19 protein-coding genes are annotated in these 24,820 nt (G+C 52.3%); 3 read left to right on the forward strand and 16 right to left on the reverse strand.

Annotated elements, in window-relative coordinates; genetic code table 11:
* Nucleotides 1-72: 72 nt before the first annotated feature.
* The 6 genes from RHD99_RS12260 to RHD99_RS12285 all read right to left on the reverse strand — a co-directional run bounded on the left by RHD99_RS12260 (nucleotide 73) and on the right by RHD99_RS12285 (nucleotide 7,095).
* Nucleotides 73-1,545 carry a pyridoxal phosphate-dependent decarboxylase family protein gene (locus RHD99_RS12260; protein ID WP_309874121.1) on the reverse strand — a complete coding sequence of 491 codons (1,473 nt, stop codon included), beginning with the start codon at nucleotides 1,543-1,545 and terminating at the stop codon, nucleotides 73-75.
* Between the two features lie 18 nt (nucleotides 1,546-1,563).
* Nucleotides 1,564-2,949 carry a diaminobutyrate--2-oxoglutarate transaminase gene (locus tag RHD99_RS12265; RefSeq protein WP_183271476.1) on the reverse strand — a complete coding sequence of 462 codons (1,386 nt, stop codon included), beginning with the start codon at nucleotides 2,947-2,949 and terminating at the stop codon, nucleotides 1,564-1,566.
* 584 nt (nucleotides 2,950-3,533) lie between these two features.
* On the reverse strand, nucleotides 3,534-3,839 hold the full coding sequence (locus tag RHD99_RS12270; RefSeq protein ID WP_309874122.1) for a hypothetical protein: 306 nt from the start codon (nucleotides 3,837-3,839) through the stop codon (nucleotides 3,534-3,536).
* An 87-nt stretch (nucleotides 3,840-3,926) separates the two neighbouring features.
* On the reverse strand, nucleotides 3,927-4,250 hold the full coding sequence (locus RHD99_RS12275) for a YdbL family probable chaperone protein (RefSeq protein ID WP_183271478.1): 324 nt from the start codon (nucleotides 4,248-4,250) through the stop codon (nucleotides 3,927-3,929).
* A 5-nt stretch (nucleotides 4,251-4,255) separates the two neighbouring features.
* Entirely contained in the window at nucleotides 4,256-4,456 is a 201-nt protein-coding gene (locus RHD99_RS12280; RefSeq protein ID WP_183271479.1) for a YnbE family lipoprotein, read from the reverse strand.
* Nucleotides 4,453-7,095, reverse strand: coding sequence for a YdbH family protein (locus RHD99_RS12285; RefSeq protein WP_309874124.1), 2,643 nt, complete (start codon nucleotides 7,093-7,095; stop codon nucleotides 4,453-4,455). The genes RHD99_RS12280 and RHD99_RS12285 overlap by 4 nt, the downstream gene beginning before the upstream one ends.
* Before the next feature lie 222 nt (nucleotides 7,096-7,317).
* Between RHD99_RS12285 and RHD99_RS12290 the strand changes: the two genes are divergently transcribed.
* Together RHD99_RS12290 and hslJ are read left to right on the forward strand one after the other, a co-directional pair.
* On the forward strand, nucleotides 7,318-8,313 hold the full coding sequence (locus RHD99_RS12290) for a 2-hydroxyacid dehydrogenase (RefSeq protein ID WP_309874126.1): 996 nt from the start codon (nucleotides 7,318-7,320) through the stop codon (nucleotides 8,311-8,313).
* Nucleotides 8,314-8,604: 291 nt separating this feature from the next.
* Complete coding sequence (hslJ, locus tag RHD99_RS12295; protein ID WP_309874127.1) at nucleotides 8,605-9,030, forward strand: heat shock protein HslJ; 426 nt, start codon at nucleotides 8,605-8,607, stop codon at nucleotides 9,028-9,030.
* 5 nt (nucleotides 9,031-9,035) lie between these two features.
* Here hslJ and RHD99_RS12300 read toward each other — a convergent pair whose 3' ends face one another.
* On the reverse strand, nucleotides 9,036-9,302 hold the full coding sequence (locus RHD99_RS12300) for a putative hemolysin (protein ID WP_183271483.1): 267 nt from the start codon (nucleotides 9,300-9,302) through the stop codon (nucleotides 9,036-9,038).
* 290 nt (nucleotides 9,303-9,592) lie between these two features.
* Here RHD99_RS12300 and nifJ point away from each other — a divergent pair, with 290 nt between their 5' ends.
* On the forward strand, nucleotides 9,593-13,123 hold the full coding sequence (nifJ, locus tag RHD99_RS12305; protein WP_309874129.1) for a pyruvate:ferredoxin (flavodoxin) oxidoreductase: 3,531 nt from the start codon (nucleotides 9,593-9,595) through the stop codon (nucleotides 13,121-13,123).
* A 51-nt stretch (nucleotides 13,124-13,174) separates the two neighbouring features.
* Here nifJ and yncE read toward each other — a convergent pair whose 3' ends face one another.
* From yncE to RHD99_RS12350, 9 genes are all read right to left on the reverse strand, one after another.
* Nucleotides 13,175-14,236, reverse strand: coding sequence for a 7-bladed beta-propeller protein YncE (yncE, locus tag RHD99_RS12310; RefSeq protein ID WP_374708433.1), 1,062 nt, complete (start codon nucleotides 14,234-14,236; stop codon nucleotides 13,175-13,177).
* Nucleotides 14,237-14,504: 268 nt separating this feature from the next.
* Complete coding sequence (locus RHD99_RS12315; protein WP_309874132.1) at nucleotides 14,505-15,305, reverse strand: YdcF family protein; 801 nt, start codon at nucleotides 15,303-15,305, stop codon at nucleotides 14,505-14,507.
* Nucleotides 15,306-15,385: 80 nt separating this feature from the next.
* Nucleotides 15,386-17,035, reverse strand: a complete 1,650-nt coding sequence (locus tag RHD99_RS12320; protein ID WP_309874134.1) for an alpha-glucosidase — start codon at nucleotides 17,033-17,035, stop codon at nucleotides 15,386-15,388.
* A gap of 2 nt (nucleotides 17,036-17,037) precedes the next feature.
* Nucleotides 17,038-18,678 carry a palatinase gene (locus RHD99_RS12325; protein WP_309874136.1) on the reverse strand — a complete coding sequence of 547 codons (1,641 nt, stop codon included), beginning with the start codon at nucleotides 18,676-18,678 and terminating at the stop codon, nucleotides 17,038-17,040.
* Between the two features lie 612 nt (nucleotides 18,679-19,290).
* Nucleotides 19,291-20,385 (reverse strand): ABC transporter ATP-binding protein, encoded by a 1,095-nt coding sequence (locus RHD99_RS12330; RefSeq protein WP_309874139.1) that lies wholly within the window; start codon nucleotides 20,383-20,385, stop codon nucleotides 19,291-19,293.
* A 2-nt stretch (nucleotides 20,386-20,387) separates the two neighbouring features.
* Nucleotides 20,388-21,233 (reverse strand): carbohydrate ABC transporter permease, encoded by an 846-nt coding sequence (locus RHD99_RS12335; RefSeq protein WP_183271492.1) that lies wholly within the window; start codon nucleotides 21,231-21,233, stop codon nucleotides 20,388-20,390.
* Entirely contained in the window at nucleotides 21,233-22,150 is a 918-nt protein-coding gene (locus tag RHD99_RS12340; RefSeq protein WP_255459272.1) for a carbohydrate ABC transporter permease, read from the reverse strand. The genes RHD99_RS12335 and RHD99_RS12340 overlap by 1 nt, the downstream gene beginning before the upstream one ends.
* Nucleotides 22,151-23,416 (reverse strand): ABC transporter substrate-binding protein, encoded by a 1,266-nt coding sequence (locus RHD99_RS12345; RefSeq protein WP_309874142.1) that lies wholly within the window; start codon nucleotides 23,414-23,416, stop codon nucleotides 22,151-22,153.
* A gap of 286 nt (nucleotides 23,417-23,702) precedes the next feature.
* The gene (locus RHD99_RS12350) at nucleotides 23,703-24,818 is read right to left on the reverse strand and encodes a Gfo/Idh/MocA family protein (RefSeq protein WP_309874144.1); all 1,116 of its coding nucleotides are present in this window, start codon (nucleotides 24,816-24,818) and stop codon (nucleotides 23,703-23,705) included.
* Between the last annotated feature and the right edge of the window lie 2 nt (nucleotides 24,819-24,820).

The following is a 24,820-nucleotide window of genomic DNA, read 5'->3' on the forward strand; positions in this document are numbered from 1 at the left end:
TCATGAAGCGAATTACATTGCAGGGAAATGAATGAGTCATTGGGTGGTATTAACCACCCAGTGACTTTTAACTTAATTTGCCAGCAATGGCTGTGCGGTCTTCTCAACTAACGCAAGCAGGAGTTTAATATCCTCGAGCGTAACAATTGGATTCAGCAACGTCATTTTCAGGCAGGTAACACCGTTATGTTCCGTTACGCCGACGTTGGCACGACCGGAATCCAGCAATGCATCACCAATTTTCTGGTTCAGCAGCGCGATTGCCGCATCACCACTGGCAGCTAACTGCTCAGGACGGAAACGGAACAATACGCTCGCCAGTTGTGGTTTCATCACCAGTTCCAGAGACGGCTGTTCAGCCACGTACTGCGCAACTTGCTGTGCGAGTGTCACGCCGTGATCGATGATTTCGGCATACTGCTTCTGACCCAACGCTTCCAGACCCATCCACAGTTTCAGTGCGTCGAAACGACGAGTCGTCTGCAAAGATTTAGACACCAGATTTGGCACGCCAGCTTCTTCATCGAACTCAGAGTTCAGGTAAGCCGCCTGATAGCGCATCAATTCATAGTGACGGGCTTCTTTTAACAAGAATGCGCCACAGCTGATGGTCTGGAAGAATTGTTTATGGAAGTCCAGAGTAATGGAATCCACTAATTCAATGCCGTCCAGATAGTCACGATACTTCTCGGACATCAGCAATGCCCCGCCCCACGCTGCATCAACGTGCACCCAAATCTGGTGCTGCGCGGCAAAGGTCGCAATTTCACGCAATGGGTCGATGGCACCCGCATCGGTGGTACCGGCTGTCGCGACAATCGCCAGAATTTGCTCGCCGTTGGCTTGCGCCTGCGCCACTTTCTCACGCAGATCGTTGAAATCCATGCGTGCAAATTCGTCGGTTTTCACCAGCGTAACAGACTGGTATCCGAGGCCCATCAAAGCCATGTTCTTCTGCACCGAGAAATGGGCATTTTCAGAACACAGAACTTTAATCTTTCTCAGATCGCCGATCAGACCATCCTGCTGGATGGAGTGACCCTGGCGGGCAAAGAACGCGTCACGCGCCAGCATCAGACCCATCAGGTTACTTTGGGTGCCGCCACTGGTGAATACACCCGCGTCGCCTGCCTGATACCCCACTTGAGCACGCAGCCATTCAATCAGCTTCATCTCGATGATGGTCGCTGATGGACTTTGATCCCAGGAATCCATGCTCTGGTTGGTGGCGTTGATCAGCACTTCAGCCGCCTGGCTGATGACCAGACTTGGGCAGTGCAAATGCGCGACGCACTGCGGATGATGCACCGACAGGCTGTCTTTCAAGAAGAACTCAATGGCACGTTCAATAGCAGCCTGGTTGCCCAGGCCCTGCGGATTAAAATCCAGTTGAATGCGCTCACGCAGTTCAGCAACGCTTTTGCCCTGATACATCTCAGGTTGCTGTAGCCACTGCACAACAGCCGCACTGGTCTGCGCAATCGCCTGCTGGTAGGCTTCAGTGCTTTGCGCAGAGCCTGCCAGAATCGGGTTTAAATCAGACATTGTGGTCATTCACTCCACTCAAACAGGTTTGATGCCGGACGCCAACAGCGCCTGCTCAAATTTGTCGAGGAAAATAGCCAGCTCATCGTTGGTGATCAGCAGGGATGGCAGCAGACGCAGTACGCAACCGTTACGGCCACCACGCTCCAGAATCAGGCCAGCTTTGAAGCAGTTTTTCTGCAGCAATGCGGACAACTCAGCGTCAGCCGGGTAGCAACCCATATGATCTTTCGCTTCGTTTGGTTTAACAATCTCAATACCGATCATTAAGCCCAGACCGCGAACCTGGCCAATAACCGGGTAACGTTTTTGCAGATCGGCCAGTTTGCTTTTCAGCCACTCGCCTTGTGCTGCAACTTTGTCAGCAATCTTGTTTTCTGTCAGATGCTTCAGCGTGGTCAAGCCGGTTGCCATTGCCAATTGGTTACCGCGGAAAGTACCGGTGTGGTGGCCTGGTGACCATGCATCGAACTCTTTCTTGATACCCAGCACGGCCAGTGGCAAGCCGCCACCCACTGCTTTAGACATCACGATGATGTCTGGCTCAATGCCAGCGTGTTCGTAGGCAAACAGTTTGCCGGTACGGCAGAAACCAGCCTGCACTTCATCGATGATCAGCAGAATGCCGTGTTCCTGGGTCACTTTGCGAATGCGCTGCAACCACTCTTTCGGCGCCGGGTTAACGCCGCCTTCACCCTGAACCGCTTCCAGAATGACTGCCGCAGGTTTGCGCACGCCACTCTCAACATCGTTGATCAGGTTTTCGAAGTAATAGGTTAATGCTTTAACGCCAGCTTCACCGCCAATACCCAGCGGGCAGCGGTACTGATGCGGGTAAGGCATGAATTGAACTTCAGGCATCATACCGTCGACAGCTTCTTTCGGAGACAGGTTGCCTGTCACAGAAAGTGCGCCGTGAGTCATGCCGTGATAGCCGCCGGAGAAGCTGATAATGCCTGCACGGCCGGTCACTTTCTTAGCCAGTTTCAGCGCCGCTTCAACGGCATCTGCACCAGATGGGCCGGTGAATTGCAGGCAATATTCTTTACCCTGTCCTGGCAATAAAGAGAGAAGATATTCGGAGAACTGGTCTTTCAACGGCGTGGTCAGATCCAGTGTATGTAACGGCAAGCCGCTAGTAATGACATTTTGGATGCTTTGCAGCACGTCAGGGTGGTTATGTCCAAGAGCAAGTGTACCTGCCCCCGCAAGGCAATCAAGATATTGATTATTCTCAACATCGGTGATCCAAACACCATTGGCTTTCGCAATTGCAAAAGGCAATTTACGTGGATAACTCCTAACATTCGATTCAAATTCAGCTTGTCTTGCTAAATAGGTTTCATTATTTCCGTTTAATGAATTCGCACCTAAACTGTCAATACGGACTTTATCCGTCATCATATCTCTCCTACAACTGCTAACTCGTTAATTTCGCAGCTGATTAAATGAATTAGAAAAACTAAGCACCTGTAAAAATCGCGGCCAATATAGGTTCTTTTTGCTCTCTGCTCAATAATTTATTTGTTCGATTTCTTAATGTTTCCGATTTGTAATACTTACGAAAAACAGTGTAAAGATCGGCAACTAACCTCTCATGCTACAAAGACAATGTTACACAGAGATTAAAGCGGTTAAAAAACAAATTATCAGCATTATATATAGGTTTTCGCGCTGTACATGCGGGAGGTTACGGGAAGGTTTCAGGCGCTAAAACAGGCAAAATTACACATTTCAACAGACAGGTACTTTCTCAAGTGAAATCAATCTATAAAGAAGATAAGAGGAAGGGTTAAATAGAATAAAAATGAAACACATCAATGATGTTTAATCGGTTGTTAACATATTTATATTTAAACACTTACACCAACACAATTTAATAACACCCAAACGCAAAGCCCACTCAGGTGAGCAACGGTCTTTTCCAATGTTCAAGGATTCCCGCCGCACGCCTGATTGGATCGCCATCGCTCAGAATGCATTTCGCTTTAGCGGCGTATTGAGCCCGGTTGTCTGAGGTTGCCCGTGTGCCCAAACGCAGGCATTGGTGAAGAAACTGGGTTGCTGGTTTGTGAGTCGCTCCCACCTAGCCCTGCCACGGTATCGCTTGTCCCGATACCGGCGACCGTATCACTCCCGAGCAAATCGATCGTGGTCTGGGCTGTCGTTGATAGCTGGCCGGTGGTCGTGGACGAGCTGTTTGAATTGGAATTGATGCTTGAGGTCGACGTCAATTGAGCGAACGCTGCCGTGGTAATTAAAGATAACGCGACGGCCAGAATAATCTTTTTCATCAATTGTTCCCCATTCGATACCGGCTGTAAGGAAGAAATCAGTGGCTTTTCGTCCCTAAACTGTAGTCCAGCACCTGAGGTAACGTGCTACTTTTTCATCCACTGCCCGTTAATACCGCGCACATATTCGCCCGGTTGCGCCCGCGCCACCAGCTTTTGCCCTGCCAGTTCAGCCACCTGGTTTGCCGATATGTTATTGCTATCCGCCAGCTTTTGATAATTCTCCGAACGCGCTTCATTTATGCTTTTTACCAATGCCAGCGTTTCTTTGTCCTGCTTGATAGGGGCAATAAAACCGCTGAGTGTCTCCCCTACGCGGCCTTGCTGACGGGCTTCGGACAACGTTAACGCCAAAACCTGGCAGCTCATCATCATGCTCGCCAATACAACGCCTTTAACGATATTTTTCATGACGCTCACTCCGTGCCAAACAGATCGCTGCGGTTTTTAAGCAACGTTTCAACGTCTTTATCCACTTTAATATGAATCTCATGCTCTATTTTAACGTTCATATTAATGGTAATGGGCTCTTTTGGCGCCGCGACTTCGATACGCGGAGTGCATCCCGTTAATGTGGCAATCCCTGTCGCCAGGAGTGTAGCGATGACGATCTTCATTGTGTTTCCTCACAAGCTTTATCGCGTGTCTGACAACGCACATCCGGTAGTGCGGTATGTTGCTCAAGCCAGGTTTGCAAATTATCCCCAAAACGCAGGCTGCGCCAAAGCGTAAAGAGGTTTTCCTGATGGCTGTAATTCAGCCGCACTTCGTTCCTTTTCCCTTCAACCTGACTGGTGCCGCGCACATTCGCCTGCAGTGTAAGTACACCAAGGTTATCTAAATTGATATGCGTCCAGGAATGAGAAATTTCCATATATCGCAACCAGTTAACAGCAACCCCTGCGGCAATATTGTTCTCAACAATGGCATCCGCCATGTCTTTATCCAGTCGTAATGTCAGCGGCCCTGGGTTGGTCAGCCAGCCGTCTTTGATTATCCATTGCGGATGATTAAGCCACAGCGGCAGCGCACCGTTTACACGTCCGGACATCGTGAACTGTTTGGGGTTGACGGCCGTGACCAATTCGCTCGACGAGATGTTTTCTAAGCGTAGCAAGGCGGCGTCACGTTGTGGCATGCGCAGTTGTTGCACGCGCAATTTCCCACCCAAAATATCGACGTTAACGTTACTGAGTGTCAGTGGGCGTTCGTCACTCCACGGGTACCAACCTTCAAGATCAGCGGTGATATTGGTCGAGGTAACCTGGTTTTTGACTTCGGCAACGCGCAGCGTCACCGGCCCGTCCGTCCCTAATTGCCAGGTACTGTGGCTGAAACGGAATGGCAGCACAAAATCAACACCGTTAATTTGGTTATCCGGCATCCAGACACTGCCGCTTTTCACCACACCATGCCCACCGGCTTCAAAGCCCTGGCCCGCAGCCGCAGAAAAAGCGACCTGTGAATACAACGTGCCGTCTTTTAAGGTCATTTGCCAGTCGGCAGGGATCAACGGCTGGAATACCGTCAGCACTTGTTGTGGCCACCAGGCGTTACCGCGTAGGCGTTCTCCGTCCCAACGGCCATTGACCCGCACCGGCCCAATCTCCCCCGCATGCAGATCGCCTTTATACTGGAATGATGACGGGTCTTTGCCCGTAACGCTGAAGGCTAATACCGACGGTGGTAACGTGCTACCGCCGCTAAAGGTCGTTTTACCGGCATTTAACGTGAACGAGCCCTCAAACGAGGGGTCCGATTCATCGCGCTGCCAGTGCAGCGGTTTGTCGAGTTTCAGGCGCGGTTCGGTGACGAGCATTGAACCGTACTCAAGTTTGTCAAAGCCGGTCGAGAGCGACGTAAGTTCAATCACACTGTCGCGCCATTCACCATAACCGCGCACATCCCATTTCGCCTGCATCGGTGTGAACTCGCCATTACCCCAGTATTTCCACCGCCACAAACCGGCATCCGGTAAAAAGTTGTCCGCTTTCCCATCCAGGTGAATCACAAAGTTGCCCATCTGATTCTCATGCGCACGCACGATAGCCTGCAATCGCCCATCAACACCTTGTTGCGTGACACTCACCCCCGCAAGCGGCCAGCGAATTTCATCCACATCCAGAGCGTCGATGGCGCGCCCACGGGAACGCAGCAACGCGCCAGGCCGGAACAGCAGTTTAGGGGTGGCAAGTGCCCCGCTAATTTCGCCCGGCAGCATGGCGTAAAACACCATGCCATCCTGCTTGGCTTCACCGGTTAGCTGCACCGGCAACGCGCTGTCAATCAAACTGAGTTTGCCAGGACCGATACTGAGCACCGCATTCGCTTTACCTGCACTGCCCTCGGTGATGACATTCATCCGGCCACTTATTACGGCCTTTTCCAGCCCTTGTTTCCAGTCATCCACCCGTAGCGCAATTCCCCCACGCAGTGGAATACCTGCGTATGGCCAGAACCACCGCCCACCGTTCACTTCAAAAATCGTGTCGCTGACAGTCCAGGGCAACGACACCAACGGTTCAGTCGCACCCGGTTTTTCCACGGTTAATGACCCCTCTTCAGCCTGCCAGGCCAGGGCGACATCGACCCGTTCAGACTCTTGAGGAATGCGCAGTGTGGTCGCGAGATAGCCTTCTTCCGGCAAGCTGGTCGTGAGTGGCGGCAACGTGATTTGGCCGGCCAGTTCGAGCGGCTCCATCCCCGCTATCGCCTGAATCTTTAACTTTTGTAACGCTAATAACTGGCCGTTCAGTTGCGCATCTACACTGAAAGATGGGCCTGCGTAATGAAGAGTTTGCTGCTGGGGTGAAAGACTCAGGTTTAAGGCACCGGAGAACTGTTGAAACGGGGTAATATTGACCTTATCTATAGTAATAAGGCTTTCAGGTAGCAGTGATTGCCATTCGGCAAGCGTACGCGGTGCCGCCGGGCCAGACTGATCAAGCGGCATTTTACTGAGGCAATCGACGTCAAGATTGAGCGTATCAAGGTGGATACGCCAGCGCTTCGGATGGCTGAGGGTGGCGTCTTTAATGATCGCGAGTTCGCAATCCCCGGCAAGGTAGCGCAAGTCAGGAATAAGGATCGCGCCACGTTTAAACCTCGGGCTTGCTTCCATGGCGATGCGTGTCCCTTTCGGCAGCCAGATTCCTGCAAGCGTAGGCAGCCAATTGGCGATAGTCATCGTGAGCGTCAACAACAGCAAGATAGCAATCAGCAGCAACGCAATAATGGCTTTATATTTACCCTTCATGGGCGATTAAGATCCTGATTCAGCGACAATTTTGTACCCAGCCACGCGACATATGCAATGATTCTTGCATTATTCAAGCCGAGCGTGAAGATCAAGCCTGATTTAAGCGTAGCTAAGCTTGAGTGAGCAGCAGAATTTCATCCATAAAAATTTTGTTTAAGATTTGTATGATTATTTTAAGCGTGGTAATTTTACAACAATATCATTCTGGAGATAAGTCTCATGAAATTGGCAGTCTATAGCACAAAACAGTACGATAAAAAGTATCTGGAGCAGGTTAACACTGAATACGGCTTTGATCTTGAATTTTATGACTTCTTGTTAACCAAAAAAACAGCCAAAACGGCTCATGGCTGCGAAGGCGTCTGCATCTTCGTGAATGATGACGCGAGTCGTCCAGTGCTGGAAGAACTCAAAAACCAGGGTGTGAAATTTATCGCGCTGCGTTGTGCCGGCTTTAACAACGTCGATCTCGATGCGGCAAAAGAGCTCGGTTTGCCCGTGGTGCGCGTACCCGCCTACTCACCAGAAGCCGTGGCTGAACATGCCGTCGGCATGATGATGTGCCTGAACCGCCGTATTCACCGCGCTTATCAACGCACCCGTGATGCCAACTTCTCTCTGGAAGGGCTGACCGGTTTCACCATGTTTGGCAAAACTGCCGGTGTGATTGGTACGGGTAAAATTGGCCTTGCTGCGCTGAGAATTTTGAAAGGTTTCGGCATGCGCCTGCTGGCGTTTGACCCGTATCCAAGTGCGGCGGCGATTGAACTTGGCGTGGAATATGTCGATTTGCCCACCCTGTTTGCGCAGTCTGACATTATCTCTCTGCACTGCCCAATGACACCAGAAAACTATCATTTGCTTGATCGTGCGGCGTTCGATCAGATGAAAAATGGTGTGATGATTATCAACACCAGTCGTGGCGGTTTGATTGATTCTCAGGCAGCAATTGATGCTCTGAAAAATCAAAAAATTGGCGCGTTAGGTATGGATGTTTATGAGAACGAACGCGACTTGTTCTTCGAAGATAAATCTAACGATGTGATCCAGGATGACGTGTTCCGTCGCCTGTCTGCCTGCCACAACGTGCTGTTCACTGGCCACCAGGCATTTTTGACTGCGGAAGCGTTAACCAGCATTTCTGAGACTACGCTGGAAAATTTGCGTCAGTTAGAGAATGGTGAGACGTGTGTGAATCAGGTTAACTCGTTTTAGTCTGGACGCCCTCACCCTAACCCTCTCCCCCAGGAGAGGGAATATTGGAGAGCTGTATTCCCCCTCGCCTTGAAGGAGAGCGGATATAGGAACCCTGAAGGAGAGCGGATATAGGAACCCGATATTCCACCTCTCCTTCAGAGGCAGAAAATAGAGCCCGGTATTCTCCCTCTCCTTCAAGGAGAGGGTCGGGGTGAGGATTGTTTTAGGATTATCCTTAAAGAATCACCACGCACTTTTTGCCAAAGTGTGTCCAACTCATTGATGAAATGAATAACTTAGGGAAAAGAGATGAAAAAATTAGCTTCTTTGGCTCTGGCTGCAATGGTACTGGCCGGTTGTGCACAATCTGGCGATAAATCGACTGTTACCGCACAAGATCTGCAACATCACCGCTATGTTCTGCAAACTGTAGACGGCAAACCGCTCACTGGCATTAAACGTATGCCGGAACTGAGCTTCGGTGAAAATATGCATATTTCTGGCGCGATGTGTAACCGCTTTATGGGCCAGGCAACGCTCGAAGGCGATACGCTGAAATCGAAAGGTCTGGGAATGACCATGATGTTATGTGTCGAGCCACAGTTAAACGAACTTGATCATATGATCAACGACATGCTGACCAGTGGCGCAAAAGTCGGTTTGGCACCGCAACAACTGACGTTGAAAACCAGCCAGCATACTTTAGTTTATAAACTGGCCGATCTGGTCAACTGACAGGACTAGTACGCCCCACATGTTCCGGCGGCAAGCGCGTTTTCACTACAGCGTTTGCCGTTAGGCATCGCACACATCCCCGTTACCGAACCATCCAGTTGACGAGCGACGCTCAGCGAGCCGCCTACCATTGCACAACTTGCCTGCCCCTGGCTGGACATTGCCGCGCGCATACCCGGTGGTACGTGAGCCGCGGTGGCTTGTTGAGGTGGTTCATTACTACATGCCGACAATAAAAGTGCGGCACAACCCGCTAAAAACGCAGCGCGCATTAATTCTCTCCCCCTAAACGTTGCAAAACCTAAGAATCATAAGCGCTGGTATGCCGTTCCGTCGAGGCCATAAGACCATAAAATGTGTGTGATTTTGCAATACAGATCACTTTACTGCGTAAAACACAACCAATCCCCCTTTTAAAAATATCAATATAGGCTCAACGCAGGACACAAAAGCGAAAATCACCTTCTGTGGGCTTTGCTAGAATTAAAACATTATTCTTCGGCTCGGCGCGGTTATGCGGGCCTTTTTATGTTAATTTTTTTGCGCAATGTAAGGGTGTCTTATGATCACTACCGACGGCAATGGTGCGGTCGCATCTGTGGCGTTTCGCGCCAGCGAAGTTATTGCCATCTACCCGATAACACCCAGCTCCACCATGGCGGAACTTGCTGATGCCTGGTCCGGAGATGGCAGAAAAAACGTGTGGGGAGACACGCCACGCGTAGTAGAAATGCAGTCCGAAGCCGGAGCAATTGCCGCTGTTCACGGTGCGCTGCAAACGGGTGCCCTTTCCACTTCATTTACATCATCGCAGGGCTTACTGCTGATGATCCCGACACTCTACAAACTGGCCGGACAACTCACGCCGTTTGTACTGCATGTGGCGGCACGTACGATTGCAACTCACGCACTCTCTATTTTTGGCGATCACTCGGATGTGATGGCCATTCGCCAGACCGGTTGTGCCATGCTATGCGCCAGCAGCGTTCAGGAAGCCCAAGACTTCGCGCTGATTTCGCACATTGCCACGCTGAAAAGTCGCGTTCCCTTTATTCATTTCTTCGATGGTTTCCGCACATCGCATGAAATCAACAAAATCGTGCCACTTGCCGACAGCACCCTTCTGGAACTGTTGCCGCAAAAAGAGATTGATGAACATCGCGCCCGCGCGCTGAACCCGGACCACCCGGTTATCCGCGGCACGTCAGCGAACCCGGATACCTATTTCCAGTCCCGCGAAGCCAGTAACCTGTGGTACGACGCAGTCTATGAGCACGTTGAACAGGCGATGGACAGTTTTGCCGCCGCAACGGGCCGCCAGTATCGCCCATTTGAATATTACGGCCACCCGCAAGCCGAGCGCGTCATTATTCTGATGGGTTCTGCCATCGGCACCTGTGAAGAAGTGGTCGACGAATTACTCACGCGCGGCGAAAAAGTCGGCGTGCTGAAAGTTCGCCTGTTCCGCCCATTCTCAGCCGACCATTTATTAGCCGTCCTGCCAGAATCAGTCCGCCAGATTGCGGTACTTGACCGCACCAAGGAACCAGGCGCGCTGGCGGAACCGCTGTATCTCGACGTTATGACGTCTCTTGCCGAAGCCTTTAACCGTGGCGAACGCGAAACGCTGCCGCGTGTGATTGGCGGGCGTTATGGTCTTTCTTCCAAAGAGTTTGGCCCGGATTGTGTGCTGGCTGTATTTAATGAATTAAAAGAAGCCAAACCGCGCCCACGCTTTACGGTGGGGATTTACGACGATGTGACGAATTTGTCGCTTCCGTTGCCTGAAAACACCCTGCCGAACCGCGCCAAACTCGAAGCGCTGTTCTACGGTCTGGGCAGCGACGGCAGCGTTTCAGCCACCAAAAACAATATCAAAATCATCGGCAACTCGACGCCGTTCTTCACCCAGGGTTATTTCGTTTATGACTCTAAAAAAGCAGGCGGTCTGACCGTTTCCCACCTGCGCGTCAGCGAACAGCCAATCAATTCAACCTATCTTATCGACCGGGCTGATTTTGTTGGTTGCCACCAGTTGCAATTTATCGACAAATACCAGATGGCAGAGCGCCTGAAACCGGGCGGCATTTTCCTGCTTAACACGCCGTATAGCGCTGATGAAGTGTGGCATCGTCTGCCGCAGGAAGTTCAGGCGGTGTTGAACCAGAAAAAAGCGCGCTTCTTTGTGGTAAATGCGGCAAAAATTGCCCGTGAATGCCATTTGGGTGCGCGTATCAACACGGTCATGCAGATGGCATTCTTCCATCTCACCCAGATTTTACCGGGCGACAGCGCACTGGCGGAGCTTCAGGGAGCGATTGCCAAGAGCTACAGCAGCAAAGGCCAGGAGCTAGTTGAAAGCAACTGGCAGGCGCTGGCGTTAGCACGTGAATCCCTTGCTGAAGTGACTTTGCAAGAGGTGAACGAAAGCAGCCCAATGCGCCCTCCAGTGGTTTCTGACGCGGCACCCGATTTTGTTAAAACCGTCACCGCCGCGATGCTGGCAGGCCTTGGCGACGCGCTACCCGTTTCCGCGCTCCCCCCAGATGGCACCTGGCCGATGGGCACCACGAAGTGGGAAAAACGCAACATCGCCGAAGAAATCCCTATCTGGAAGCCAGACATTTGTACCCAGTGTAACCACTGTGTGGCTGCCTGCCCGCACTCGGCCATTCGCGCCAAAGTTGTGCCGCCAGAAGCGATGGAAAATGCGCCTGCCGGGCTGCAATCACTGGATGTGAAATCCCGCGATATGCGTGGGCAGAAATACGTGTTGCAGGTCGCGCCTGAAGATTGCACCGGCTGTAACCTGTGCGTCGAAGTCTGTCCGGCAAAAGACCGCCAGAATCCAGAAATCAAGGCGATCAATATGATGTCGCGCCTTGAGCATGTTGAAGAGGAGAAAGAGAACTATGATTTCTTCCTCAAAATGCCGGAAATGGATCGCACCAGCCTGGAACGTATCGATATTCGTACTTCCCAGTTGCTGACGCCGCTGTTTGAGTATTCCGGCGCATGTTCAGGTTGTGGTGAAACCCCGTATATCAAACTGCTGACTCAGCTTTATGGCGACCGCATGCTGATTGCTAACGCCACGGGCTGTTCATCAATTTATGGCGGTAACCTGCCGTCAACACCGTACACCACCGATGCCAACGGGCGCGGCCCGGCCTGGGCGAACTCGCTGTTTGAAGATAACGCCGAATTTGGCCTTGGCTTCCGTCTCACGGTCGATCAACATCGCGCCCGCGTGATGCGTCTGGTCGATAAATTTGCCGATAAACTGCCTGCGGAACTCAACGAGCAGCTTCACACCGAAGCAACGCCTGAAGTGCGCCGCGAACAGGTTGTCGCATTGCGTCAGCATCTGGCGAATATTGACGACCCGGACGCTCGCCAGCTCATTACAGATGCCGATGCGATGGTAGAGAAATCTATCTGGTTGATCGGTGGCGATGGTTGGGCGTATGACATCGGCTTTGGCGGTCTTGATCACGTCCTGAGTCTGACAGAAAACGTCAATATTCTGGTGCTGGATACCCAGTGTTACTCCAACACCGGCGGCCAGGCGTCGAAAGCGACACCGCTGGGTGCGGTCACGAAGTTTGGTGAACATGGCAAGCGTAAAGCACGTAAAGATCTCGGCGTCAGCATGATGATGTACGGGCATGTTTATGTGGCGCAGATTTCACTTGGGGCGCAACTCAACCAAACGGTGAAAGCGATTCAGGAAGCCGAAGCGTATCCAGGCCCGTCGCTCATCATTGCCTATAGCCCTTGCGAGGAACACGGTTACGACCTGGCGCTGAGTCACGATCAAATGCGCCAACTCACCGCGACCGGTTTCTGGCCGCTGTATCGCTACGACCCACGTCGTGCCGATGAAGGCAAGCTGCCGCTGGCGCTGGATTCACGTCCACCGTCTGATGCACTGGCTGATACGCTGATGAAAGAGCAGCGATTCCGTCGTCTGAATGCGCAGCAACCTGAAGTCGCAGAACAGCTATGGAAAGAGGCCGCCGCAGATTTGCAAAAACGCTATGACTTCCTGGCGCAGTTGGCAGGGAAAGCAGAAAAAGCGGATAGCGAGTAAGTGAAGTGATTCGGTAATAATATCGGGCACGCATAGCGTGCCCGACTGACTTTATTTGAAGCTGATACGTACAATATCATCCGGGCTGGCGGGTTCTTTTTCGCGGCTACCCTCTTGCTTCACGCTGACAAACAGCTGCTGCCCGTCTGGTGAAAGTGCCAGGCTATTTGGCCACGCTGGCGTGTCGATCGTTTCCAGTACTTTATAGCTTTTCGCGTCAATCACGCTGACTTTACCGGCTTTACGATGGGTAACGTAAATTTCGTTGCGCACCGGGTTAAACAGCACATCCAGCCCCAACGGCACCTCAACTTTATTCAGCACTTTGCTGGTTTTGGTATCAACAACCAACAATTGCGGAGATTTCGAATCACTGATAAACGCGCGGTTGTTTGCACGATCCAACGCAATATTCAGATAGAAATGCTCGCCTTCAGTCTCAAGCTTCGTGCGGGAAATAACCTTGTTGGTTTTGCTGTCGATGACGATAAATTCGTTATCGGCATTGGTCATGTAAATGCGGGCAGACTTCTCATCAATCGCCAGCCCTGTCGCCATTTTGCCGAGATCTTTAATGGTGTCACGCAACTCAAGCGTGGTGCCGTCAATGACCCACAACACGCTGGACTCACCCAAACCGCCCATATACAGGGTATTGGTGGCTTCGTTAACCACTAACTGGCGCGGCATCAGCGGGCGCACGGTTTCGGTACGTTTGGTGTCATCAACCACCAACGACTTAATCACATCACCCGTTTTGCTGTTGATGGCCGTCACCGCACTGTTGGTGGTGTTGCCGAGGAACAGCGTGCCGGTGGTTTTGTTGAACGCCACACCGAACGGTTTCAGGTTGTTATGAATAGCCTGAGTCACTTCGAGCGTTGCCGGGTCAAGACGATAAACCACCCCGCCTTTATCCAGTTTGCGGCTTTGTGACGTAGCAACATACAGAGCAGATTGATCCGCGCTATACGCCATTTCATACGCGCCTTTGCCGACAGGTTTTCTTTCTACCGTAAACGAGGTATCAGCAAATAATGAACTGGAAAATAGCAGGCTGGAGAGCATCAGGGCAGGCAACGCACGTAGACGGGTTTGTGGTAAAGCAGACATAAATATCCTTATCAACATACCCGTCGCCCTTCAAGTTGCAGGGTTGTTGGCTGCACTCAATCACCCGAATCACTTACTTAAGTAAGCTCATCGGGATTCATTCGATTGCCGCCTACCTGCATCTTGAAGTTGCTTGGGTATGGCAAGTGAAGTTCTTTAACTAACAAAATGTTAGCTAAAGGGTGAATCTTATTTGATGATAATAATTATCATTAATGAATGATAAAGTAAATCATTACCATCGGATAATGGATATTTATGAATACGGTTACAGGCCCCGTTCGCGCATCAATTGTGCAAGCGCTGCGTCCCTGGCCAGAAATTCCCAGGCGTTTATCACCGCAGCGGGGATATCAACATGACTAATAAAATCACGCCCTTGTGGCCCGTAACCCTGTGCGTCATCTCTGATACGCGGGATTTCCCCGAGTGCCAACGAAACATAACGCGCTACCGGCCATAAGCCCTTTTCATCCAGGCTAAAGGTGGTCTGGGTATCGTTACTGAGCAGAACCGGAACAATGCCGGGCCAACTGCGCCAACGCGGTTTATGCGCTTCACTTTGCCAGACGCGATCAAATGTCGCGACGGTACGGCGTTGCATGGTGGGGTCTTGAATAATAATTGCACTCGCCGGGGTTATTTGCAGCGTTTGCATCAGGTCAAACGTAAAGCGGGCGTTTTCGCCGCAGTTGCTGGACTTCTCTTCCGTCAGCACTTTTTCAGCGGGGATCTTCCAGAACTGGGTGGCGATATCGCTGATAATTGCCGCTTCTGCACGCCCCGTGGTGGGAATGGTGTTATATCGAGGATGTTTAGCGATAGCGCCGTATAAAAAGGTGGTGGAATGCCCGATGCCGCCGGTTATCAGCAGTGGCAACTCGCTGTTAGCCGCCAACTGGCAAGCCGCATCAATGGTAGGAATAACGGCATTCCCGGCGAGAATAATCAGTTCTCCATCAGACACTGCGGGCGGTGCATCAAACTCATTGTGAGAAAGCCACTCACCCAACGTATTTATGGCATCAAGGGTCGTGGCCTGCAAAGCTGGAAATGTTGTCGTCAACATAACCCCTCCTTGTAAAAAAACCAGCCCGCATCATACCGCAGGCGGCCTGGTTACTGTATAGGGGAGCTCTGAGTCCTTATTTAAACCAGCTGATAAACCCGTGCCTCCCATGGGTGCAACCGATAAAGCTCATCCACCTTAGGGTAATTTCCCTGCACACATTCTGCCCATTCGAGCGGTAATTCTTCGCTCAGCCAACGGGCAGATTTCGACGACATATTGCAAAGCACCACAAACTCTCTGCCTTCAAGCACACGGCGGTAAGCATAAATTTGCGCGTGATCTTTGAGCTCAAGTACATAGCGCCCGTAAATCAGCGTGCGTTCATTCTTACGCAACTGGATAAGCGCGCGATAGAAATTCAGCACCGAATCCGGGTCTTGCTGTTGGCTTGCGACGTTGATCATCTCGAAGTTGGCATTGACCTTAAACCACGGTTTTCCGTCGCTGAAACCGGCGTTTGGCCAGGAGTTCCACTGCATCGGCGTGCGCGAGTTATCACGTCCGGTATTGGTCAAAAACGCGATGATTTCGGCTTCATCTTTGCCCTGAGCCGCCATCTCGCGCCAGGTGTTTTTCGCTGACACATCATCAAAATCATCCACTCCGTCGAAGCGGGTATTGGTCATGCCGATTTCCTGCCCCTGGTAGATAAACGGCGTGCCCTGCATCAGGAAAAACAGCGCAGCAATGCAAGTGGCGCTTTCTCGCCAGTGATGCTCGGTGTCGCCCCAGCGTGAAGTAATGCGCGTAAGATCGTGGTTTTCTACATACAACGCATTCCAGCCTTTGCCTTCCAGCGCATCCTGCCAGGCGGTGAAAATTTTCTTCAGCACTGCGGGTTCCGGGCGCAAACCGGCTTCTGGTTCCCATAAACGAACGTGCTCAAACTGGAACACCATATTGAGTCGCCCGCGATGCTCACCCACCCACTCTTCAGCATGTTCGGAATCCAGCCCGTTCACTTCGCCAACCGTCACGATGTCATAATGTTGAAACACCTTCTGGCTCATGTCGTCCACATAGTCCAGCAACCCATCATAATTAAGATGGCTTTTCATCGACGGCGCATAACGGTGTTTGTCAGGATTCGGCACATCGGCAAGCGTGGGTTCTTTTTTCATATGGCAGATGGCGTCGATACGGAAACCGTCAATACCTTTGTCCAGCCACCAGCGCATCATGTCGTACACCGCACGGCGCACATCGTGGTTTTCCCAGTTCAGGTCTGGCTGGCGGCGGGTAAATAAATGAAGAAAATACTGTTCGGTTTGTGGGTCAAATTCCCAGGTGGATCCTTTAAAGATCCCTTCCCAGTTATTGGGTTCCGCACCATTTTTACCGTCGCGCCAGGTGTACCAGTCGCGTTTCGGGTTATCACGTGATGAACGGGACTCCAGAAACCACGGATGTTCATCGGATGTGTGGTTGACTACCAGGTCGATAATCAGCCGCATTCCACGGGCGTGAACCTGTTGCAAAAGGCGGTCAAAATCTTCCATGGTGCCAAACTCAGCCATGATCTGCTGATAATCGCTAATGTCGTAACCGTTATCGTCATTGGGCGATTTGTACATCGGGCAGATCCAAATCAGATCGATGCCGAGATCGTTGAGGTAATCGAGTTTTTCGGTGATACCGTTCAGGTCGCCGATTCCATCACCGTTGCTGTCATGAAAGCTGCGCGGATAAATCTGGTAAGCGACCGCCTCTTTCCACCAATTCGCCATGGTTACCTCCTCATCAATAATGCAAAAGATTCATAAGGTTGCAGTTCAATACTGACGGCCAGCCGATCACGGGGCGCGTAGTTGCTGATCAAGCATTCGCCATGCCAGTCCTGCATAAATTCCGGTATGTCGATCGTGAGGTACTCACCGGAAAAGTTGTTTATCACCAACAGACGCTCGTCGTTTAGGGTGCGTAGCCAGGCAAAAACCTGCGGGTGTTCAGGCATAACCGCCTGAAAATCGCCGTAAACCAGCACAGGATAATTTTTGCGAAGCGCGATCAATTTTTGGTAATGCCACAGGATGGAATCCGGCTGTTCAAGTGCTGTCGCGACATTGATTTCACGGTAGTTGGGGTTCACGGCAATCCACGGCGTACCGGTAGTAAAACCGGCGTTCGGGCTGCTGTTCCACTGCATCGGCGTGCGGGCGTTATCGCGCCCATTAGCATGGATGCCGAGCATCATCTCTTCGTGGCTGACACCTTCCGCCAGCCGCTCTTTATAAAGATTCAGGCTTTCGATATCGCGATAGTCGCTGATGGCTTCGAAACGCACGTTCGTCATGCCGATCTCTTCACCCTGATAGATATACGGCGTGCCTTTCAGGCAGTGCAGCGCAGTGGCGAGCATTTTAGCGGAGGGCTCACGAAACGCCCCTTCGTCACCAAATTTCGACACCGCGCGGGGTAAATCGTGGTTGCTCCAGAACAACGAGTTCCAGCCGTGATGCGCCAGCGCGGTCTGCCATTTTTCGATAACCGCTTTGAAGCTCGCCAGTTCAAACGGCTTACTGCGCCACTTCCCGGCGTGTTCATCCCAGAATTGTTTGATGTGATCAAACTGGAAAACCATCGACAGCTCTTCTCGTTCCTCGCCGCTGTAAAGCAAGGCGTATTCCGGTGTCGCACTCCAGGTTTCGCCAACGGTAACGTAGTCGCCGTTGCCAAAGGTGGCGCGGTTCATCTGGCGGATCAGCACGTGGAGATTTTTCCCGTTCGCCATAATCTGCTGATCCACCTCTTTGCCGATCAGGTCGATAACGTCCATGCGGAAGCCACCGATACCTTTCGCCAGCCAGCGATTCATCATGGCGTGGACTTCTTCATGAACACGCGGATTTTCCCAATTGAGGTCGGGCTGACGTACTGAAAACTGGTGCAGATAATATTCGCCACTGCCTTCGTCAAACGCCCAGCCGCTGCCGCCAAAATAGGAGCGGAAATCGTTCGGCGGGCCGCCGTCTGCCGCAGGTTTGCGCCAGATATAGAAATCGCGGTACGGGTTGTCTTTGGATTTCAGCGCTTCGATAAACCAGGGATGTTCATCAGAAGTATGATTGACGACTAAATCCATCAGGATGTGAATATCGCGTTTTTTTGCCTGTTGGATGAGAGACTCCATTTCTGCCATCGTGCCAAATTCGGCGGCAATGTCTTCGTAGTCAGAGATGTCGTAACCGTTGTCGTCCATTGGCGAACGATAAACGGGCGAGAGCCAAATCAGATTGATGCCGAGTTGTTGCAGGTAATCGAGTTTGCTAATGATGCCGTTGATATCACCGATACCATCGCCGTTGCTGTCCATAAAACTACGCGGGTAGATCTGATAGACCACCGCGTTGTGCCACCATTTTTTTTCCATGGAGATCTCCTTAGGGATTGGCCCTCACCCCAGCCCTCTCCCACAGGGAGAGGGGGGAAAAGAATGCTCGTCATTCAGACCAGAATGTCCCCTCTCCTGGGGGAGAGGGTTAGGGTGAGGGCCGGGATTAGAGCAAAACGACACCACGAGCTATTTGAGTTTAATTTCAAGTCTTTCAGTATGGCGCATCATCCGCGGTTCGCTACCGTAGCCGCTGACAATGTGAGGAACATCGTTTATTGCAACGGTTTGATTTCCTCTGGAAAGCATCGTGCGTTCCCACGCTACGGGACTAAGCTATTCGACTCTCGCCAATGCGTTCACCGAACCGGTTTTGACCTTATTCCCGGTATAAATTGCCCCAGTGTTCCCCATAAGTCAGGGTGGCGTGGTCGGGAACCACGCCAGTGAGCGATCGCCGGGAGCGAATCGCGAGCGACCCTGAACGTTGGGGATAAGCTGGGGTTTACCGCGAAGCGGCAATTTAAAACCGGGCGCCGAGGTCGCCAGGAGGGTGGCGTAACCCTCCTGGCACGTTCACCGTTAGCAACGGTTACAGAGATAATCAGCCGCACGGGTGAACGGAAAACAGATGAATGACAGATATCACCCCTAACCCCGAATAAACGCCCGCCCATCACTATTAAACAAATAACAACTCTCCGGCGGAAGCCGCAGGCCGATACGTCGGTCAGCCTGAATTTCAAGCCTGGAAGTATGGCGCATCACTAACGGTTCGCTACCGTAGCCGCCGTTAACGTAGAGCAGTGTCTCGTTGCCCATTTGCTCGACAAACAGCACTTCACCTTCGATATCTGCCTGCGCCAGGTCGGTAATCTGGATATGTTCAGGGCGGATCCCCAGTTGCACCGCCTGTCCCTCCGGTACGCCAGCACCGTTTATCGGCAGCGAGACTTCCTGACGATTCTCAAGCCGGACGTCGCTGCGCAATGCGCTGCCGTGCGTTAACACGCCAGGGATCAGATTCATTTTGGGCGAGCCAATAAACTGTGCGACAAACATATTTGCCGGGCGGTCATATAACTCAAGCGGCGTGCCCACCTGCTCAATTCGCCCCTGATTTAACACCACAATGCGGTCAGCAAGCGTCATCGCCTCCACCTGATCGTGGGTGACGTACAAAATGGTGGCGTTAATTCTTTTGTGAAGTGCGGCAATTTCCATGCGCATTTGCACCCGCAGTGAAGCATCAAGATTGGAAAGCGGCTCATCGAATAAAAAGAGCCTTGGTTCGCGCACAATGGCACGGCCAATGGCCACGCGCTGGCGCTGACCGCCGGAGAGATCTTTTGGTCGCCGATCGAGCAAAGGCTCGAGCTGCAAAATTCGCGCACTTTCACGCACTTTTTCGTCGATATCTTTTACTGGCAGCTTCGCCATCTCCAGCGCAAACGCCATGTTCTGGTACACCGTCATATGTGGGTAGAGCGCGTAAGACTGGAACACCATACCGATACCGCGCTCTGACGGTGAATCATCGTTCACACAAACGCCGTCGATGCGCATCTCGCCTGCGCTTATCTCCTCAAGACCTGCGACCATCCGCAGCAAGGTGGATTTCCCGCAACCGGACGGCCCGACCACCACCACGAACTCCCCGCTGTTCACTTCCAGATCGAGTGGCTTAATCACTTCCGACGTGCTGCCGTAGCGTTTTTGAATTTTATCGAGCACGAGTTGCGCCATGGTTATCCCTTAATCGCTCCGCTGGTAAGCCCGCTGACAATACGTTTCTGGAAGATAAGCACCAGTATGATAATCGGCAATGTCACCACCACCGACGCCGCCATAATGCTGCCCCACGGCAGCTCAAAAGTTGATGCACCGCTGAACATACTGATTGCCACGGGTACGGTGCGTTTATCACCGGAAATAATAAACGTCAGGGCAAACATGAATTCGTTCCACGCGCCGATAAACGCCAGCAGCCCGGTGGTGACCAGTGCAGGAGCCAGAATAGGCGCGAACACGCGACGAATAATGGTCCAGGTTTTCGCCCCATCCACAATCGCCGCCTCCTCCAGCTCAACCGGAATCGACTTCATAAAAGTGGTCAGCACCCAGACGGTGAACGGCAGAGAAAAAGTGGTGTACGAAAGCACCAGTGCACCGAGCGAATCATAAAGCCCAAGAAAGCGCACCAGCTCAAACATGCCGGTTAGCACCGCCACCTGTGGGAACATCGATACACACAGAATGGTGAACAGCAGGAATTTACGCCCACGAAACGGCACTCGCGCCAGCGCAAACGAGGCGGTGATCGCCACCAACAAGCAGATACCCACAGTCACCGATGCCACCAGCACCGAATTAAGCAGACTGCGCGCGATGCCATTATCGACCAGCGCCACCACATAGTTATGCCAGTGATAACCACTGGGCAGATACGACGGTAAAAACAGCTCCTGGCCGGTGCGCAACGACGTCAGAATGGCGTAATAAAATGGGAAAACGCAGAACAGCACGGCGAGCGTTGCGCCTGCATAAATAACCAGATGGTGACCAAATTTTCGCTGCCGACGCGTGGTTTTCATCACCGCTTCTCCTTTTCGTTCAAACGTGAAACGCGGATAAAGCAGGCTGCAATCCCCGCCACCATCATGAACACCAGCACCGAGGCTGCCGAGCCGACGCCCATATCCTGATAGGAGATGATTTGCTCACGGGCATAACCGGAAACGGACATTGTCGCCTCGCTGTTGGAGGTCAGTACGAAAATCAAATCGAAGATGCGCATCGCGTCCATGATGCGGAAGATCAACGCCACAATCATGGCGGGCATGATTAGCGGTAGCGTGATGCGCTTAAACCGTTGCCAGGCACTGGCGCCATCTACGCGCGCGGCTTCGTAGAGATCGGTGGGGATCAGTTGAAGGGCCGCCAGCAACATTAACGCCATAAACGGCGTGGTTTTCCAGACATCAGCAATCACCACCGCCCACATCGACAGCGACGGTTCAGCAATCCACGCCAGATGCGCCTGGTAACCGAATATTTTCGCCAACAAGTCGTTCACCACGCCGTACTGATCATGGAACATCCAACCCCACATTTTGGCGCTGACGATAGTCGGAATGGCCCACGGCACCAGAATCGCCGTACGCACTAGTCCCTGACCACGAAACTTCTGGTTCATCAGCAGCGCCAGCAGCATGCCAAATAGCAGTTCTAACCCTACGGACACCACGGTAAACCACAACGTGTTACCGACGGCCTGCCACCAAAGCGGATCAACCAGCACGCCGCGGCTGTCACCACCGTTTGCGGCGTAATAGTTTGCCAACCCCACCATTTGGTACTCGGACGGGTTGTCGAGCATCGCATTGGTGAAACTGAAAAAGAAGGTGCGCACCAGCGGCCAACCCGCCGCCAGTGCAAGAAGTAAGAGTGCGGGCGCCACCAGTATCCATGCGATACGGCGACGCCGCTGTTGGTAACCTGAGTGCGCCAATTAATGCCAGTCCTTACCTTTGACGCGTTCCAGACGTTTTTCCAGATCCGCCACGGCAGTCTTGCCGTCACTGCCGCCATTGAGCACCTTAAAGGTCACGTTGAAAATGGCGTTAGAGACACGCGGGTACTGGCTTTTGGTTGCTGTTGCCGGACGCGGAACCGCATTGGCGAAAATCTCTTTAAACAGCGTCAGATGCGGCGCGGTTTCCAGCACCGCTTTGTCCTCATATAAGGCCGAGCGCGTCGGTGCGAAGCCAAGATATTTCAGCTGCATTTTCTGCGAATCGGCGTCGGTGAGGATTTTCAGCAGCGCAATGGCCGCATCTTTGTTTTTGGTGTTCGCATTGATTGACCACTGCCAACCACCAAGTGCGTTTGCCGATTTTCCATCCGGCCCTGCAGGAAGTGGTGCGACGCCCACTTTGCCTTTCAGCGGGCTATCTGCCCCTTGTGAAAGCAAATAGGCGTAAGGCCAGTTGCGCATAAACAGCGCGTCGCCGTTCTGGAACACCGAACGCGATTCTTCTTCTTTGTAGCCTAACGCCCCTTTCGGGGCGATTTTCCCAATCCAGCCCGCCACCATATCCAGCGCGGCGGCGGCCTTCGGATTATTAATGGTCACGTTCCCTTTTTCGTCGATGAACGTACCACCGCCGTAAGAATCAATCCATTCCAGCGCATTACAGGTCAACCCCTCATACGACTTACCCTGGAAGATCATGCCCCAGAAGTTTTTATGCCCGGCTTTGCGTTCTTCTTCCTGAATTTTGGTGGCGATACGCGTCAGGTCTTCCCAGGTTTTTGGCGGCTGTTCGTTGTATTTTTCCAGCAGATCTTTGCGGTAATAGAGCACGCCCGTATCGAGATAAGCCGGAACCGCTTTGACTTTGCCGTTCACCGTGTCGTTTGCCCAGGGGCCGGGGAAGAAATCGCCTTTCATATCGGCAACCGCATCAGTCAAATCGAGCGTTTGCTTATCCAGCAGCCCCACCCAGATAGTATCGGACTGGAACAAATCGACTGCTTTCTCATCTTTGGCCGCAAATAATTGCTGAAGCAAAGCCAGCTTCTCGTCAGATGCCGCAGGAAACTCGATGAACTCCAGCTTGTTGCTGGTCTGCTTTTCAAAACGGTCTTTGACGTAGTTGCAGTATTCCTTACCGCCGGGGGAGATCGGACATTCCATACGCAGAGTATCGGCCAGCGCGGCATTAGAAACGCCCGCCAGCGCTAAGGTAATAAGACTTAACGTCAGCTTTTTCATTGTTTCCTCTTTTGTTCAGACCAAATCGGAGGGAGGTGAAAAAACAGCACACCATTCAAAAGGCTAGTTAATAACCAACCCATGCGGCAACTTAGCACCCTAACCTTTGTACGAATTCTCGACGTGGTGCACGTATCGCTATTTTTTATTTCACTTTTGCGAGAGACACGCTACGCGGCTCTGTTTTGGTGCGGTTTGGGGCAATATCGCTATCGCCCCGTCAATACCGTGAGAAGAGAGAAGTGTGATGCAAAGATTCAGGGAAATGACACGCGGCTCGGGAGGCTCACCACTCCAGCCATTCTCCACCGCGTTGGCTACTTTCGCGTATTGCCTCAATGAATTTCATGCCGGAGATCCCCTGCTCAATACCCGGCAGCAACGGCGCACTGCCGCCACGAATTTTGACGGCGGCTTCGCGGTAGATTTGCGCGAATCCTTCCAGATACCCTTCAGGATGCCCGGCAGGAGTTCGGCACTGGTGGCGCACTGAGTCGTGGTTGTTCACTCCGTTTCGCGTGACAGTGTAACTGTTTCCGTGATGTGGATGGATTTCCAGAATCTCAGGCTGCTGCTGGCGGAAGCTGATGCTCGCCCTGCTACCCACAATTCGCAGGCGCAGATCGTTTTCAAAACCGGGTGCGACCTGGCTTGCCCATAAACGCCCTCTTGCACCATTGGCATAGCGCATTTCGGCGTACACTTCATCATCCAGCACCCGCCCAGGAATTCGGGTTAGCAGTTCACCACGCACCACTTCGGGCTCCATACCACTGACAAACGCCGCCAGTTGCCAGGCGTGAGTGCCAATATCACCGATAGCCCCGGCACCCGCCATCGCAGGATTACCGCGCCAACTGGCTTGTTTGTTGTCAGTCAACTCAAGGCGGTCGTTCAGCCAATCCTGCAAATACTCCACTTCAATGGCACGAATATCGCCGATTTCGCTGTTGGCAATCCGCGCGCGGGCTTCGCGCACCATCGGCAGTGCGCTGTAGTTGTGGGTGAGAATAAAGTGACGGCCAGTGGTTTCGATAACCTGCGCAAGCCCCCTTGCTTCGGCAAGCGTGACGCCGAGTGGTTTATCGCAAATCACGTGAATGCCGTGTTCCAGAAAAGCTTTTGCCACCGGAACGTGCAGGTGATTAGGCGTCACAATCGAGACCGCTTCGATGCCATCCGGGCGCGCGGACTCGTGCAGCACCATCTCCTGCCAGCTTGCGTAACAGCGGTCACTTTCGACAAACAACCCTGCACCGCTGCGTTTTGCGACTTCAGGGGAAGACGAAAACGCCCCGGCAACTAACTCAAACTGATCATCAAGCCGTGCGGCAATACGGTGCACGCCGCCAATAAACGAGCCTTCACCGCCACCGACCATACCTAAACGGATACGTTTCATGG

The organism is Buttiauxella selenatireducens (genome assembly GCF_031432975.1).
Lineage (GTDB): Bacteria > Pseudomonadota > Gammaproteobacteria > Enterobacterales > Enterobacteriaceae > Buttiauxella > Buttiauxella selenatireducens.

Coding starts and splice junctions, on each gene's coding strand:
- RHD99_RS12300 (WP_183271483.1), bottom strand. CDS start 9,302: ATGCGCGCTGCGTTTTTAGCGGGTTGTGCCGCACTTTTATTGTCGGCA.
- RHD99_RS12290 (WP_309874126.1), top strand. CDS start 7,318: ATGAAATTGGCAGTCTATAGCACAAAACAGTACGATAAAAAGTATCTG.
- RHD99_RS12345 (WP_309874142.1), bottom strand. CDS start 23,416: ATGAAAAAGCTGACGTTAAGTCTTATTACCTTAGCGCTGGCGGGCGTT.
- RHD99_RS12350 (WP_309874144.1), bottom strand. CDS start 24,818: ATGAAACGTATCCGTTTAGGTATGGTCGGTGGCGGTGAAGGCTCGTTT.
- hslJ (WP_309874127.1), top strand. CDS start 8,605: ATGAAAAAATTAGCTTCTTTGGCTCTGGCTGCAATGGTACTGGCCGGT.
- RHD99_RS12270 (WP_309874122.1), bottom strand. CDS start 3,839: ATGAAAAAGATTATTCTGGCCGTCGCGTTATCTTTAATTACCACGGCA.
- RHD99_RS12315 (WP_309874132.1), bottom strand. CDS start 15,305: ATGTTGACGACAACATTTCCAGCTTTGCAGGCCACGACCCTTGATGCC.
- yncE (WP_374708433.1), bottom strand. CDS start 14,236: ATGTCTGCTTTACCACAAACCCGTCTACGTGCGTTGCCTGCCCTGATG.
- RHD99_RS12265 (WP_183271476.1), bottom strand. CDS start 2,949: ATGATGACGGATAAAGTCCGTATTGACAGTTTAGGTGCGAATTCATTA.
- RHD99_RS12335 (WP_183271492.1), bottom strand. CDS start 21,233: ATGAAAACCACGCGTCGGCAGCGAAAATTTGGTCACCATCTGGTTATT.
- RHD99_RS12325 (WP_309874136.1), bottom strand. CDS start 18,678: ATGGAAAAAAAATGGTGGCACAACGCGGTGGTCTATCAGATCTACCCG.
- nifJ (WP_309874129.1), top strand. CDS start 9,593: ATGATCACTACCGACGGCAATGGTGCGGTCGCATCTGTGGCGTTTCGC.
- RHD99_RS12285 (WP_309874124.1), bottom strand. CDS start 7,095: ATGAAGGGTAAATATAAAGCCATTATTGCGTTGCTGCTGATTGCTATC.
- RHD99_RS12280 (WP_183271479.1), bottom strand. CDS start 4,456: ATGAAGATCGTCATCGCTACACTCCTGGCGACAGGGATTGCCACATTA.
- RHD99_RS12260 (WP_309874121.1), bottom strand. CDS start 1,545: ATGTCTGATTTAAACCCGATTCTGGCAGGCTCTGCGCAAAGCACTGAA.
- RHD99_RS12320 (WP_309874134.1), bottom strand. CDS start 17,035: ATGGCGAATTGGTGGAAAGAGGCGGTCGCTTACCAGATTTATCCGCGC.
- RHD99_RS12275 (WP_183271478.1), bottom strand. CDS start 4,250: ATGAAAAATATCGTTAAAGGCGTTGTATTGGCGAGCATGATGATGAGC.
- RHD99_RS12330 (WP_309874139.1), bottom strand. CDS start 20,385: ATGGCGCAACTCGTGCTCGATAAAATTCAAAAACGCTACGGCAGCACG.